Source organism: Reichenbachiella ulvae (assembly GCF_025833875.1).
GTDB lineage: Bacteria > Bacteroidota > Bacteroidia > Cytophagales > Cyclobacteriaceae > Reichenbachiella > Reichenbachiella ulvae.
Window position 1 is genome coordinate 1,667,786 of record NZ_JAOYOD010000001.1, and the last position, 15,283, is coordinate 1,683,068.

At 43.8% G+C, this 15,283-nt stretch carries 15 protein-coding genes and 1 tRNA gene; 7 read left to right on the forward strand and 9 right to left on the reverse strand.

What is annotated here, in order from left to right; genetic code table 11:
* Positions 1–62: 62 nt before the first annotated feature.
* From N7U62_RS06735 to N7U62_RS06760, 7 genes are all read right to left on the reverse strand, one after another.
* Complete coding sequence (locus tag N7U62_RS06735; RefSeq protein ID WP_264137137.1) at positions 63–809, reverse strand: acyl-[acyl-carrier-protein] thioesterase; 747 nt, start codon at positions 807–809, stop codon at positions 63–65.
* Positions 810–902: 93 nt separating this feature from the next.
* Positions 903–1,268, reverse strand: a complete 366-nt coding sequence (locus tag N7U62_RS06740; protein ID WP_264140459.1) for a hypothetical protein — start codon at positions 1,266–1,268, stop codon at positions 903–905.
* A gap of 146 nt (positions 1,269–1,414) precedes the next feature.
* On the reverse strand, positions 1,415–2,500 hold the full coding sequence (locus N7U62_RS06745) for a chorismate mutase (RefSeq protein ID WP_318840647.1): 1,086 nt from the start codon (positions 2,498–2,500) through the stop codon (positions 1,415–1,417).
* Positions 2,501–2,544: 44 nt separating this feature from the next.
* The gene (locus N7U62_RS23100) at positions 2,545–2,940 is read right to left on the reverse strand and encodes a prephenate dehydrogenase dimerization domain-containing protein (protein WP_318840648.1); all 396 of its coding nucleotides are present in this window, start codon (positions 2,938–2,940) and stop codon (positions 2,545–2,547) included.
* Positions 2,915–3,439, reverse strand: coding sequence for a prephenate dehydrogenase/arogenate dehydrogenase family protein (locus N7U62_RS23105; protein WP_318840649.1), 525 nt, complete (start codon positions 3,437–3,439; stop codon positions 2,915–2,917). Before N7U62_RS23105 ends, N7U62_RS23100 begins: the two co-directional genes overlap by 26 nt.
* Positions 3,436–4,593, reverse strand: coding sequence for a pyridoxal phosphate-dependent aminotransferase (locus tag N7U62_RS06755; RefSeq protein WP_264137139.1), 1,158 nt, complete (start codon positions 4,591–4,593; stop codon positions 3,436–3,438). The genes N7U62_RS23105 and N7U62_RS06755 overlap by 4 nt, the downstream gene beginning before the upstream one ends.
* On the reverse strand, positions 4,574–5,419 hold the full coding sequence (locus N7U62_RS06760; RefSeq protein ID WP_264137140.1) for a prephenate dehydratase: 846 nt from the start codon (positions 5,417–5,419) through the stop codon (positions 4,574–4,576). The genes N7U62_RS06755 and N7U62_RS06760 overlap by 20 nt, the downstream gene beginning before the upstream one ends.
* A 331-nt stretch (positions 5,420–5,750) precedes the next feature.
* Here N7U62_RS06760 and N7U62_RS06765 point away from each other — a divergent pair, with 331 nt between their 5' ends.
* Complete coding sequence (locus N7U62_RS06765; RefSeq protein WP_264137141.1) at positions 5,751–6,347, forward strand: tetratricopeptide repeat protein; 597 nt, start codon at positions 5,751–5,753, stop codon at positions 6,345–6,347.
* 158 nt (positions 6,348–6,505) lie between these two features.
* Here N7U62_RS06765 and N7U62_RS06770 read toward each other — a convergent pair whose 3' ends face one another.
* Complete coding sequence (locus N7U62_RS06770; protein ID WP_264137142.1) at positions 6,506–7,747, reverse strand: glycosyltransferase family 2 protein; 1,242 nt, start codon at positions 7,745–7,747, stop codon at positions 6,506–6,508.
* A gap of 143 nt (positions 7,748–7,890) precedes the next feature.
* Positions 7,891–8,535, reverse strand: coding sequence for a pyridoxamine 5'-phosphate oxidase (gene pdxH / locus N7U62_RS06775; protein ID WP_264137144.1), 645 nt, complete (start codon positions 8,533–8,535; stop codon positions 7,891–7,893).
* A gap of 107 nt (positions 8,536–8,642) precedes the next feature.
* Between pdxH and N7U62_RS06780 the strand changes: the two genes are divergently transcribed.
* The 6 genes from N7U62_RS06780 to N7U62_RS06805 all read left to right on the forward strand — a co-directional run bounded on the left by N7U62_RS06780 (position 8,643) and on the right by N7U62_RS06805 (position 14,743).
* Positions 8,643–9,227 carry a MiaE family protein gene (locus tag N7U62_RS06780; protein ID WP_264137145.1) on the forward strand — a complete coding sequence of 195 codons (585 nt, stop codon included), beginning with the start codon at positions 8,643–8,645 and terminating at the stop codon, positions 9,225–9,227.
* A 1-nt stretch (position 9,228) separates the two neighbouring features.
* On the forward strand, positions 9,229–9,807 hold the full coding sequence (locus N7U62_RS06785; protein ID WP_264137146.1) for a YqgE/AlgH family protein: 579 nt from the start codon (positions 9,229–9,231) through the stop codon (positions 9,805–9,807).
* A gap of 39 nt (positions 9,808–9,846) precedes the next feature.
* The gene (locus N7U62_RS06790) at positions 9,847–11,961 is read left to right on the forward strand and encodes a DUF349 domain-containing protein (protein WP_264137147.1); all 2,115 of its coding nucleotides are present in this window, start codon (positions 9,847–9,849) and stop codon (positions 11,959–11,961) included.
* Positions 11,962–12,093: 132 nt separating this feature from the next.
* Positions 12,094–12,166 (forward strand) — tRNA-Thr (locus N7U62_RS06795).
* Positions 12,167–12,578: 412 nt separating this feature from the next.
* Entirely contained in the window at positions 12,579–13,775 is a 1,197-nt protein-coding gene (locus N7U62_RS06800; RefSeq protein ID WP_264137149.1) for an Nramp family divalent metal transporter, read from the forward strand.
* A gap of 269 nt (positions 13,776–14,044) precedes the next feature.
* A complete protein-coding gene (locus tag N7U62_RS06805) occupies positions 14,045–14,743 on the forward strand; it encodes a DNA-binding domain-containing protein (RefSeq protein WP_264137150.1) in 699 nt (232 codons plus the stop codon).
* The last annotated feature ends 540 nt before the right edge of the window (positions 14,744–15,283 follow it).

Sequence of the window (15,283 nt, forward strand, 5' to 3'; positions counted from 1 at the left end):
TTTACAGTATAAACATACACCGAATCCTGCTAAAAGCAAAAAGGGATACTTGCTTCCAACGATTACATTTCTATAAATTCAGATTCTGCAAGCGCATGCAATTGTTTGGTTTTCGCATTCATCAGGGCATGTTTCCATCGTCCTGTTTCTTCATGCCAATAGCACATCGACTTAAGGACATCATCCTTTTTGATTTCATGTTTGAACAAAATATCAATGTATCTGATTTCATTGGCATTCAAAAAATCTGACCCCAATCCCTCAAGGACCCATTGATAGATCTTGGTATTGTTCACATGATCGTTAATATCCAGATCAAACCAGCTCACCTGAATATCCGACTCTCTCTCCGTCATGGTTTCATCGTAGGTCACTTTCCCATCGATTTCTGACAGATTGCCTCTATCTACTACAAAACCAGCATCTTTGATATAATCAGGAATGGCAATCAATCGCCGGGTTGCCATGTCCATCACCAGCCAGTTGGAAGCAGACTCGACTATCAGTTCCTCGTCTACATACACTTTAAAGTCTCTTTTTGTATAATACTTGTTCATAGAGGCTGGCCAGGTCTCTATCTTAAGAGCTGAATTATGTAAGGGAAGTTGATGAACATGCACCTGCATACGATTCATCACCCAAGTAATGTCATTCTTCATTAGATCCAGGGTTGAGAACCCTAGCTGGGTAGCATTGTGCCAGGCGGCTTCCTGCAAGTAGTCCAACAAAACTGGAAACTTGATTTTCTTTTGGTTGGAGCAATCATTAGATCTTACGATTACATCCCAATAATAATCTGATTCGGGCATATAATTAGTCGGTTAGTGTTCGAGAGGCCTAAAATAAAAAAGCCTCGACAAAAAATGTCAAGGCTTCTTATGAGTGTTAAGCTGAATGCTTAATTATTTTTCTTCTTTGTCTTCAGACTTTTTAGCAGCTGCCTTCTTAGGAGCAGCTTTCTTTTTTGCTGCTGGCTTTTCTTCAGCGCCCTCAGCTTTCTCAGCTGTTTTCTTTGCAGCAGGTTTTTTAGCGGCCGCTTTCTTAGGCTTCTCTTCTACAGCTGGAGCTGCTTCAGCTTTCACCTCTTCTGCCTTCTCAGCTTTTTTAGCTGCAGGCTTAGAAGCTGCTTTCTTAAACTCCTCCTTGATCGCTTCAACATCCACTGACTTGATCACTGGCTTGCTGTTCAATCTTTGTATATCTGCTACCTTTTGTTTAGCAACAACTTTATTTCTTCTTCCTTTTCTTTTTAGTCTAGTTACAGCCATTTTCCGCTATCAATTATTTTTGGAGGTGCAAATCTAGTAGAATATTACGTTTATTCAAATCTATCCTAAAGAAATACCTCATTTATTGAAATAAAAAAGCCTCGACTTCCACTGGAAACCGAGGCCTAAACCAATTGTCTGATAAATCAGGCTTTTTCAGTCTTTGAATCCTCGCCATTCATGATGGCTGTTTGTCTCTTGATAGAGTTGTTATGGATCATTTCATAAAGATCATGAACAAACTGCTCTTGTAGCAACAAGCTCTTTCCTTTATTCACTCGATTTTCCATGATCTCTTCATATCTACCTACCTGTAGGATCGTGATATTGTGCTCTTTCTTATGCAAAGCAATTTCCTCTGCTACTTGCATTCTCTGAGCCATCACTTCTAGCAATTCGTTATCGATCTTATCAATTTTCTCTCTCAGGTTTTTCAATCTGATTTCGAAATCAACATCTGCAGAATTAGGTTCTCTTATGATCAAACGATCCAGAATACCTCCTAATGTTTTTGGTGTAATTTGCTGTTTTGCATCACTCAATGCATTGTCAGGATCGATGTGTGATTCGATCATCACCCCTTCCATCTGAAGGTCAAATGCTTTTTGAGATACTGGCTCAATCAAGGCTCTGTTACCAGCGATATGGCTAGGATCACAGATGATTGGCAGATTAGGAATAATCCTTTTCAACTCGATCGGAATCTCCCAAGTTGGATCATTGCGGTATTGTGATCCACTCTTAGCAGAGAATCCACGGTGAATACCACCCAGCTTGGTGATACCAGCTTGATTGATTCTTTCCAACGCACCAATCCACAATTGTAGATCTGGGTTGATTGGGTTTTTCACCAATACAGGTACATCATGACCTTTCAATGCGTCAGCCACTTCCTGCACTGAGAATGGATTCACTGTAGTTCTAGCTCCCACCCAAAGGATATCTACATTGAACCTCAACGCCAACTCTACGTGTTCCGCGTTGGCCACCTCTACAGCTGTCAACAGACCTGTTTCAGCTTTTGCTTTTTCCAACCATTTCAAACCGACTACTCCGATACCTTCGAAGGCACCTGGTCTGGTTCTTGGCTTCCAAATCCCAGCACGCAACACTTTGATGTTGGTGTGCTCTTTGATTTGACGAGCCGTCTCTAATACTTGCTCTTCACTTTCTGCACTACATGGTCCACCAATGATCAAAGGTGCGTTAAGCCCTTCAATCCAGTTTTCCATCGGCGATAATGTCAAATTAACTTTCATGTCTTTAATAATATGAGTTAAACTACTTCTTCCTTTATATGACTGTCTTTTTTCTTTTTACTGTCGATTCCTTCTAAAACCCTACGGATTTCATTGGCATTATCCATGCATCCTATCATGGCATCCTCTTCTCCCTGATCCAACAAAGCCTTGAAAGCTGTCAGATTATCTATATATGCACCCAGCGCATTGCTGATGTGCTTTTTATTCTGCTTAAAAATAGGCGCCCACATCTGAGGTGAACTTTTCGCCAGACGAACCGTTGAGGCGAAACCACTACCCGCCAGGTTAAAGATATTCACCTCGTCTTTTTCAATCTCCAATACCGTCTGTCCCAATATAAAAGAACTGATATGAGATATGTGCGACACATATGCGATGTGCAAATCATCGAGACTTACTATCCATCTCAATGATGTGCATCCCCAAACTTTCCAGACAAGACTTAGCTAATTCGTAAGAAGTAACCTGTGACTCTTCTGCATCACAAATGATCCCTGTCTTACCATCAAACAGGCTCGAAAAGGCAGCTTCTGGACCGGAATTTTCTGTACCTGCGATCGGGTGAGCCGCCACAAAACTCTTGCGATTGCTGTGTCCCTGAACCACCTCACAGATTTGTTCCTTAGTAGATCCCAAATCCATTACGGTAGTCCTGTCATCGATCTGATCGAGCAAAGCAGGAAGCAATTTGGTCATTCCATCCACTGGGATGGCCAAAATAATGAGGTCAGCCAATTTGATAGCCTGCTGAAACACAACTGTCTCGTCTACCAGCCCAAGCTCTACCGCCTTCTGGCAGTTTTCGTCACTTAGGTCTACCCCAAGTATCTGGTCAGCAAACCCTACTTCTTTGAGTCGCTTTCCTACTGATCCTCCGATCAGACCCAAACCTATGATTGATACGATCATGCTTTTACTGCTTCTAATCTGCCTAATGCTTTTGTCAATACCTCCTGAGTAGAACACAGGGATATACGAATATAACCTTCTCCGTTGGAACCAAAAACAGTTCCTGGTGTGATAAACACATGCTTGTCTTGCAATATCTCATCGACAAACTCCTCACTCCCTCTGCCAGCTGGGATTTTTGCCCATAGAAACATACCTGATTGCTCCTCGTCATGGCTACATCCCAGAGTATCCAGAAGTCTCTCTGCTAACAGCCTTCTCTCCTGGTATTCCTTATTGATGGTATCAAACCAATCCTTAGGCAATTTCAATGCTTTCACTGCTGCGTCCTGTACAGGTCGGAACATTCCAGAATCCACGTTGGACTTCACCCTCAGGATCGCATCGATGTACTCCCTACGGCCACTGACCATCCCTACTCTCCAGCCAGCCATATTAAAGGCCTTACTCATGGAGTTCAGTTCCAGGCAACTCTCCTTGCTACCTTCTACAGACAGCAAACTCAATGGATTGTCATTCAGAATAAAGCTGTATGGGTTATCATTGATTACCAACACCTCGTTTTCGTTTGCAAATTCAACCAGACTCTCCAAGATTTCCTGATTGGCTTTTTTACCTGTCGGCATATTGGGGTAGTTCACCCACATCAACTTGGCATCCTTCACGACCTGACCATCTATATGATCAAATCTCGGCACCCAGCCATTTTCTTCTTTCAGGTCGTAAAAAACCACCTTCGCCCCCATCATTTCAGCCGCTGTTTTGTATGCAGGGTAGCCAGGATTAGGGATCAATACGGTATCGCCCGGATTCAAAAATGCCATGGAGATATACATGACTCCCTCCTTAGAACCAAGGAGTGGTAAAATCTCTGAGGCAGGATCTAAATCTACCTGATAATGGGTATGATAGAAATCCGCAATCGCTGCTCTCAATTCAGGAATCGAGCGATAGGACTGATAGGCATGATTAGTTGCATCACTTGCGCTTCTAATCAGCTCTTCTGCCACTTCATCGGCAGGAGGCAGGTCCGGGCTACCAATCCCCAGATTGATCACATCCTTTCCATCTGCAACCATCCCTCTAATTTCATCCAGCTTCTTGGAGAAATAGTATTCTTTTACTTCGGCTATTCTATCTGCTACCTTTATCATAATCAGGCATTACTCCTTTATCATATTCACCATGTACGATTATTGATTCCGTACTTTTTTCTATTGCTTTCATTGCGGCCTGGTAAGCGGAATAATCCTCCCAAACCACATCTATATTGAATGCATACCTGTAGGGCTGACCCAAAACAGGCATAGACTGTATCTTAGTCAAGTTGATTTTATGCTCTTTGAACACCACCAACACATCTGACAAACGCCCTGGATCGTGCTTGGTCATTATCCTCAGCGAAGCTTTTTTGGGCTTGCTGTTGTGACCATTCATCCTGCTCTTCATGATCAGGAATCGCGTGTAATTCAGCTTGTTTGTCTCGATATTCTCGTCTAGAATATCCATTTCGAATAGTTCTGCTGCCTTTTTACTGGCTATGGCTCCTGCTTGTGTCAGTCCGGCTTCTTTGATCATCCTTACACTATCCGCTGTGTCGTCATATTCGGTCAGCTTCATGTTAGGATATTGTGACAAAAAATCCGCACACTGCAATAGCGCCATAGGATGCGAAAACACTTGATTTAGATCTTCTGCTTTCTTACCTGCATGCCCTATCAGATTCATTTCTATTCTGATATAAACCTCTCCAGTGACCTTGAGATCAAACTCATTCATCAGAGAATAATTCGGAAGAATACTTCCAGCAATGGTATTTTCAATGGCCATCACTCCATAATCCAATTGTTTTTCGGCAATCGCTTTGGCCAGTGATCTAAAATCATGAAAGGCCTTAATATCTAGCTCCTTACCCTTAAAGTATTTACTAGCTGCCTGATCATGAAACGACCCCAAAACACCCTGAATCCCTACTTCCATTTATTCACGTTTATATCAAAAAAAAACCCCGAGATTGTCGGGGTTTTTATATTTTCTGTTTGCAAAAAAGAACTAGCCTTTCACCCCTGATGCTTTTGCATAGAAATAAAAATAATAGTAGTTCCAGAATGCGCTTTTCTTCATCTTTTTGTATTCTTTCGAGCTTCAAAGGTGAAAATTGATTAAATAAATTCAAAGCAAATCCATGAAAATATTTACACATTTTCAATATTCTAATTAAAGACTATGAATTTTTGCAATTATTTCAGCTTTTATCGTAGCAATCCCTTTATTTGCAACCTTCTGATTGAATAAATCATTGACATATATAGTGATAAGAAAAGCATTTTTAAGCATATCCTTCGTCCTGCTGTCTATAGTGGCATCCGCGCAGACACAGGGAACGATCGTAACCCGGGACGGCCTGGCCAACATGGATAAAGGAGCGAGAGCCATGTACGATGGCAACTACGAAGAAGCAGACGAATTATTTCGACAGGCTCTCAGTCAGCTCAGCAAGCTCCCTAGCGAAATGGCTTACTATTTTGGAAGAAACTCCTTTCATCTACAGAAATACAAGCAGGCCATCAACTGGCTAACCAAGTATGTGGAGCTAAAAGGCACCTCCGGCCAATACTATGATGATGCGAAACTCTATCTCGATCGAGCCAATGACGCGTTTAAGAAAATCAAAGAACAGCAAATCATAGAAACGGAGCACAAACTAACTACCGATGGCTATTATGACTGCCCAAAAGATGTGGTTCTTTGCCCCATCTGTCATGGCAGTGGTGTGATGATCAAAAATGGAAAGTTCGGTGCAGTCTACCAGACCTGCCCCTACTCCGGATTGTCCGGCCAGCTCACTTGCGAGCAGTACAATCAGTACCTCATGGGTGAATTAGGAATGGAAATGAGAGAGGAGTAAATTAGATTCAAGATTTGAGATTCAAGATTTGAGATCATTGTCAGAAGTCGGGAGATGGGAGTCAGGAATTGGAAGTCAGCAGCCAAGCGCAAATAGCCAATGGCTAACAGCCAATAATCACCAACTTTCAACTTTACAAACTTTCCACTTTCAACTCCCTAAAAGCCTCTATCCCACTTCCTCAATTGAATCAGTTTTTCTCGATCTGAGCGTGCTGGCTCCAGCCCTATCTTACCCAAAAGCCAATCGCAAGCCTCCCCTACGGAAACATTCGGGTAGAAATGATCACGGGCATGGTGTACATACTTTAGCACCTTGAAGCCATCGAACCATTGGTAAAATCGTTTTTGAAAGGTCTGAAGATTGGTAGATTGACTATTAATCTCATAGAGTATGTCTAAGAATTCATCCTGTGGCAGAAAGTGCTGAAAGCTCTCGGGCAGTTGCGCATATATATCCGCCAACTGATCTGACTGGTACATTCCATCAACGGCATCCATAAAGACTTTCAAATCCTCAAAGACGCGAGGATCATAGCTAGGGTATACCTCACTACTACTCCCCATCCAATCTCCTATGGCTTTTCCTGTCCCAAAAGGCACTCGATCAGAAACTCTGGCAGATGGATAAATGCAGGCTGTATTTAAATCACGGAAGTTCCCCAAAGGAATGATGCGGTGCAGGAAATAAAAGTCCTCTCCTGCTTTGCGGCGATTCATTCCACCTTGCTTCATGTACGCCGAAGTTCGAACGGCCATACTGGAGCCTATCGTCTGAAATGCATATGGAAAACCCGCCCATTTCAGTGCATCTATATAGTAGCGCAGGTGCAGTTCGTATCCGACTATTCCTATATACTGATCCGCCGGTAGCTCACCTTCCAATGGATGCTCGTAATAAATAGAACAACCTGGAATATTCTTATCCGATTCGAAGAGCTGAATGCATTCCTGAATCAGATGGGTCGAGCAGGTGCTATCCGCATCGTAGCACAAGATCACGCCATCCCTATCCAACTCCACGAAGGCTCTGGCCGCTTCATCCATACCAATTTTCCTGGCCAGACCTACCCCGGCATGTTTCGGTGGCAACTCGTTCTCCAAAATAAAATGATAGTTCAGCCGCTTTCCTTCCGACCATTTCAAAGCTTGCGTGTAGGAAGCTTCATTAAAGGATTTGATCTCTTCCGATGATTGGGCAGAGGCATTGATTACCGTAATGACAGAAACTCGATAGCCCACAGGAACTGCGCAGGCCTCCAAAGACTCCAATGCCACGATTAAATCCGGTTCGTGATGAGCAGGCAATACGACGATCAGATCAGGATTTTCTTCCTTCCAATCTACGGTAAGGTATCTTTTGGGGTATGCGTAGCGCTTTAGATATACAGGTAGATTCAATTCTAATTCTATTTAACTGAAATACATCATAGGAAAATATGGCTAACCTGATTTCGAAACCGAGATTGTAGATTATTAATAAACAACGACTAAACCAACAAATTGAACTTTCTACCTCGAATGGTATAAGCTATTAACTAATATCAAGGTGCGAGTCTTTTGGTTACCCACTTGTCTCCTTCAAGGGTAAAGACAATACGGTCATGCAGTCGGCTGGGCCTGCCTTGCCAAAACTCTACCTCTGAAGGAATCAGAATATAACCACCCCAAAATTCAGGTCGATACAATTCCTTTCCCTCAAATTTCTTCTTGACTTCTTCTACCCTGTCGCGCAAAAACTGACGATCAGGAATCTCCTGACTTTGAGGAGATGCCCAGGCACCCAGGCGGCTACCTTCTGGTCGCTCGCTATAGTAAGCATCGGATATTTCTGCAGGCACCTTTTCTACTCTTCCTTTGACCCGAACCTGTCTCTCTCTGGTTCGCCAGTAGAAAGTCATGGAAGCCAAAGGGTGCTTTTCTAGCTGTTGGGCTTTCTTGCTTTCGTAATTGGTATAAAAGGTAAATCCATCCTCAGCAAAGAATTTGAGCAGCACGATTCTACCCTCCGGAAATTGATTTTCGTCTAAGGTAGACAAGGTGCAGGCATTCACTTCACTGCCTTCTGTCTTCATGGCATCTTTGAACCAAAGCTCGAATTGATCGACCGGATTGTCTAACACACTGTCCTTACTCAATTCGTCTATTCCGTAATCTTTCCTTATTCCCTGAACGTTTCCTTTACTCATTCTTTCCAATTCAAGTGTTGCGCAAATATGAATTAAATCATTAACTATGTACCGAAATTGGCGGCAATATGTTTGCCATATATCTGACAATACAAACATTTCAAAAAATGCAATTACGTCTCCCTTTAGTAGCAGAAAGTTCACCAGAATGGATCAAAGTAGTGATGGACAATTTCGACGAGTTCCTTCAGGATCATGCCGATTGCGAACGAAAGGCTTCTTCTATGGCCATGAGTTTTGTAGCCAAGTTTCCTGATAGACTGGAAATCATCCCTGAGTTGATCGATACGGGCGTGGAAGAGTTGGAGCATTTCAGATCTGTCTATGAGATCATGCAAAAAAGAGGCGTCCAACTGCAACACGAAATCCGTGAAGACCTATACATGAAGAAACTGATCCAGTCCTGCCGAAGCGGACGAGAAGAAAGATTCATGGACAGGCTGCTACTCGCCTCCGTGGTAGAAAACCGTGGGGCCGAAAGGTTCAAATTGGTATATGAAAATCTGGAACCGGGAGAACTGAAAGAATTCTACCAGGATCTATGGGCTTCTGAGGCCAAACACGGCGAGGTTTTCGTAAAAATGGCACTGAATTACTTTAAAGAGGACGAGGTATTTGATCGTCTAGGAGAAATTAATGAAATTGAAGGGAAGATTATGTCAGACATGCCTTTAACCCCAGCATTGCATTAATATGGATTATTTTCACTCGAAACAAACCTTCACACCGGCTAAAGGAGATTTTTTGATCTCCGAACCCTACTTGCCTGACCCCAACTTCGAAAGAACAGTGGTACTACTTTGTGCCCATGGACAGGAAGGTTCATTTGGTTTCATTCTCAACAAACTGGCCAATCTTCAGTTTGACGATGTGATCAAAGAGGTCAGCGAATACCCGGAAAACCTATACATAGGAGGGCCGGTACAGCAGGATACCTTGCATTTCATTCATCGCTGTGACGATCCGGAGGTCGGAGGTCAAGACATAGGTGGTGGCTTGTTTTGGGGAGGCAATTTCGATCGCGTGTTACAAAAAATCCAATTAGGGTTAATGCCTGTCAATGACTTTCGCTTTTTTGTAGGATATTCCGGCTGGGATGTGGGTCAGCTCGACGAAGAACTGGAGGCCAAATCCTGGATAGTTTACAAAAACGCCAAGGCCAATCAAGTATTTGACACAGACCCTTCGCAGCTCTGGCAAACTGCCCTGAGTGAGCTGGGAGGCAAATTCGAGATGTTCTCTAAATACCCAACCGACCCAAGGATGAACTAAAATTGAATTTTTGCTAAATTGCAATTAGAGATAAGAACTATGAGTGATAAAAAAGAAATAGCTGACAATGATGCCGAAAAGGTATTAAAGCCAGATGCCGTTCAGCAAGACGCTGAATTGAACGAGGAAAACAACAACCAGGAAAGCACCCCTGAAGCTGAGGCTACACCTGCGCCCGAACCCGAAAAGGAAGTCGTAGCAGAGCCAGAACCAGTTCCAGAGGCAGAGACTGCTCCTGTGACAGAAGCACCTGCAGACCCCGTTTCGGAGGAGACCACAGCAACTGAAGCACCTGAGCCAAAGGCCGAGGAACCCGAAACTCCTCAATCAGAGGCTCCAAAATCAGAGACTCCACAATCAGAGGCCGCCGACACAGAAGACAGCGATGACGAAGACGACCACAAGGATCACGACGAACTGCACGCAGATCAGCATGACGATGAGGTAGACTATTCTAAGATGTCCAAGTCTGAACTTTTGGAGCACATTGCTCAATTGAGCAAAGACGAAGAAGGCTTCAAGAGAGGCCGTACCATCTCGGCTATCAAGGATTCATTTGACAACATCTTCGAAAAAGAAAAGGACGATGCCTTGGCCAGATTCATCAAGGATGGTGGTGAGGAAGATGATTTCGATTATCATCTGGACGAAGACAGCGAGAAATTCTACGCCTATCACAAAATATTAAGAGAGAAACGCTATCACAATGCCAAAGAGCTAGAAAAACAAAAGGAGCGCAATCTCAAACTGAAAATCGACCTACTCGAAAAACTAAGAGAGTTTGTCGACAATGATGAAAATACCGCCAGCATCAACGAGCTCAGAGCCATGCAGGAAGAATGGAAAGCCATCGGGCCCGTTCATCCGCAGCACAACAAAACACTCTGGGCCAACTACAATGCCCTACTCGATCGATACTATGATCACCGCAGTATCTACTTCGAGCTCAAAGAGCTGGACAAAAAGAAAAACCTGGAAGCCAAGCAAGAGCTTTGTGTTCAGGCAGAAGAACTGGTCAAATCAGACAATCTCAATGAAGCCATCAAGCGACTCAACGAGCTGCATGAGGAATACAAACACATAGGTCCCGTACCGAAAGAGGTTCAGGAAGAAACCTGGCAAAGATTCAAATCAGCTTCTGACGAAATCTATCAAAAGCGAAAAGAATACTACGGCCAGCTCAAGGAAGAATTCAAAGACAATCTGGAGAAAAAGACGGCACTAGCCGAAAGCATTCAGGTTTACAATGATTTCGATTCAGACAAGATTGGCGAATGGAATGAAAAGACCAAAGAACTACTAGCCATCCAAAAGCAATGGGATGCCATCGGCAGCATGCCAAAAGAAAATGCCAAGGAAATCAACAAGATGTTTTGGGGTGCCTTCAAAGGCTTCTTCAAAAACAAGTCGGCTTTCTTCAAATCTTTGGACTCTAAAAGAGAAGAAAACCTGCAGGTGAAAGAAGAGTTGGTAGCCAAAGCAGCAGAGCTTGCCAAAAGCGACGATTGGGAAGGCACTGCCAACAAGCTAAAGGACCTGCAGAAGGAATGGAAAAATATCGGGCCAGTTCCAGAAAAACAACGCGACAGCATCTATAAGAAGTTCAAAGCTGCCTGTGATGAGTTCTTCACAAGAAGACGCGAGCACAACAAGTCCAAAGAATCGGACTATGAGGTGAACCTGAAGCAGAAAGAGGAAGTTTGTGAAAAACTCGAAGCGCTGGCAGAAGTAGAAGATTTTCAACCTGAGGCTGTATATGAGCTGCAGGATGCCTTCAACGAGATCGGTTTTGTGCCCAAGAAAGCCATCAAAGCGATCCAAAACAGATACCAGACTGCCCTGCGAGGAGTGATCAACAATGCCAAGCATTTTGACAGTGAAGAACTGGACGAGCTAAAATCGCTAATCAGTATTCACAAGATCAAAGCAGGCCCTCACGGAGATCAAAAACTTCAGAGAAAAGAACATTCGCTGAAGAGAAAAATCAGTAATCTGGAAAATGATATCTCTACCTGGAAAAATAATATTGGATTTTTTGCCAACTCAAAAAATGCCAATGAGATGCTAAAAGATTTCGAAGAAAAGATCCAAAAAGCTGAGAATCAACTAGAAGAATTGAAAGAAGAATTGAAGCTGATTCAGTACGCTGAATAGCGAGAAAAAATATTGCAGATTTTTTCTTTGAGATACTTGCAAGAGAAAAAATCTGCTTTACTTTTGCACTCGCATTTGACCGATACAGGTCAGGTAAACAGAAAAAAGCTTCTGTTTTCAGCAAATTTTCTTGCCTCCTTAGCTCAGTTGGTAGAGCACCGCACTTGTAATGCGACGGTCGCTGGTTCGAGTCCGGCAGGGGGCTCTCGAAAACTCAAAAGCCTTTGTAAATCCTAGATTTGCAAAGGCTTTTTTCGTTATATGCTAGATCTTAAATTCTAGAGTCTAGATCTTAGACCCAAGATTCAAGAGACAAGAGACAAGACTTGTATGGTCGATAGTCAGGAGTCGAGCGCCACAGGCTCATCTGAACATGCTCCATTAACCCTAATCACTCAATAGCCTAATAACTTTTAACTCCCCTCTTACCCAACATTAAACCTTAAACATTGAACCATCCCCATTAACTCAATAACCCAACAACTATCAACTCCGCTCTTACCCAAGCAAAAGCCCTTTTCACTTTCCACTTTAGAAACTTTCAACTTTAGAAACTTTCAACTATACAAACTTTCCACTCTGCCCTCTCCCCCTTATCTTTCCTCACAAAAAAACGAATGCCCAAAAAGCCCTCTTCTTTTGACGGGCCTGGTTTGTTGATCGCAGCTGCTTTCATTGGACCTGGTACCGTCACGGTTTGCACGCTGGCAGGTGCCACTCACGGCTTGCAATTGCTCTGGGCAGTATTGCTATCTACAGGCATGACCTTTCTCTTTCAGGACATGTCTGCGCGTCTGGGAATCGTAACGCGACTGGACCTGACCTCCCTCCTCAAAAAAGAACTTTCCAACCCCATCCTGAAAATCCTGGTCATCGCTACAGTGCTCTCTGCAGTAGTCATCGGCAATGGAGCCTACGAAGCAGGCAACATCAGTGGAGGTGCCCTCGGGCTGGAGGTTTTGCTGCCGGATGTAGGATTTCGGATCAGCCCGATCTTGATTGGTCTCATCGCTTTCGGGCTCCTGTGGTCTGGCAACTACTCCCTATTGGAGAAAAGCCTAACCCTGCTCGTGGGATTGATGAGTTTGGCCTTCTTACTGACCGCCATCCTGACTCGGCCCGATCTTTCAGCCCTATTTCAGGGCCTTCTCCTCCCCTCCTTTCCTGAAGGCAGCTGGCTATTGATTCTTGGTGTCATTGGTACCACCTTGGTTCCTTACAACCTTTTTCTACATGCCTCTCTAGCCAGGACAAAATGGCCGGGAACTGCTCAGCTCCCCCAGGCTCGAAAAAACACCCTGCTATCCATAGCCATCGGAGGATTGATCTCCATGGCCATCGTGATCAGCTCGGCCTCTCTGGAGGGACAAAACATCACAGATGCATTATCACTTGCAGGAGGACTTGAACCCGTCTTTGGCACTGGGGCCAAATACTTAATCGCTATCGGGCTCTTTGCGGCGGGTATCACCTCTGCCATCACTGCGCCATTGGCTGCTGCCTATGTGGTGGCAGGCCTGACTCAAAGAGAGGCGTCCCCCCAGTCTTGGCCTTTTCGTGCGACATGGATGAGTATACTCCTCTTGGGCGTTATTTTCTCTTCTCTGGGCTTTCAACCGATTGAGATCATTCGCTTTGCGCAGGTAGCCAATGGCCTACTGCTGCCCATCGCAGCAGCGCTGATCCTCTGGCTGTCCAGTAGTCACCGGCTCCTCGGCCATCATCGCAATGGAGCCATACAAAACAGCATCGCTGCATTATTTCTATTGCTGCTGGTATTGCTCAGTCTAAAGGCCTTTGGGGTGTTGGGTTAAAAAAATATTGACGAGTGTATTGATTTTAACAACACTTGTACTTATATTTAAAATTCACTAACCAAACAAACCAGCTTATGAAACACCAATCATCCCCCATTCCTACTATTAATTCAAACACTCAATTTTTATTTCAATCCAAGGCACCCTTGTTCTATTCGAACATTTGATTCTCTTGTGCCTTCACGATGAAGAAGTTGAAACATCGATAACAAGCAGCAGGATTTCGAGTTACAACTTTTTTATTAACCTTTTAAATTTTTAGACTTATGGCAATTAAATATGCCCTATTCGACAATCACCTTACTAGCGACCCTAACGACAAGATGGCGGTAGTACAAGATCAGGAATCCAGAACCAGAGAGGATGTCATCAACAGGATGATAGGCCGTGGCAGTACAGTCACTAAAGCGGAAGCACTATCAGTGCTAGAAGAGTTCGAGGCGGCTGTTCAGGAAGAATTAGAAGATGGCTATAGCATCAACACACCGCTATTTAAGATATCTCCTTCGATTCAGGGAGTGTTCAATTCTGAGTCGGACAACTTCACCCCTGGCGAACACCTACTCAAGCTTAATGTAACACCTGGTATTCGGATCGGTGAGATCGCCCCTAATATCAAAGTAGAAAAAGTAGATGCCAGCAAACCCAAGCCTAACATCGTTACATGCAAGGATGTAGCCACTGACACACTCAATGAGACCCTGACACCCGGAGGCGTAGGTGACCTGAGAGGTAGTCGATTGAAAATCGATCCCGCCGACAGCAATCAGGGCGTATTCCTGATAGCAGCCGATGGTACCGAAACCCGAGCTGAGGTGTACATTAGAAACAAACCGAGCAATCTGATCTTTATGATACCAGCTGGATTGGCTGCTGGTGAATATTCCCTGGAAGTTCGCACAGTATTCAGATCCACAGTACAGCTAAGAGCTGGTGTATTTGACCTTGCTCTCCAGGTTATCTAATAACCACAGTACTACCGACTACCGGTAGTACTAACTACACAGTCCGTGTAGTTATAGGTACACAGTGTCTGTAGTAGTAACTACACGAGGTCTGTAGTACTAACTACACGATGTCTGCAGTAGTAACTGCACGATCCATGCATTACTAACTGCACAAAGCATGTAGCCCAAAACAAGTAAACAGCCCAGTAGGAAGTACCCAACTCGGGCTGTTTTTTTACATATTACTAAACCCCTCCAAGGGTTTCTTCGCCAAACGAACCAAGCTATACTTTCAACCCTAAATAACCTGCCAACCCTTGGAGGGTTATATCCATAGACTCCCCCTTCTACAAAACACAGTCAAAAACCATAAAATCTACGAATAGTACCATTAGCTCATGTATCTACATGATTGACGCAAAGATTCTTTTCTTATTAGCATTTTAAATATTAGTTTGAGGCTCGACCCAGCAGCACAGGGTCATCAGGCACATCTATTCGAGAAAAGGTATGGGAATTACAAGCAGTGATGCTTGTACTTAGACAAAAACAAAAGCC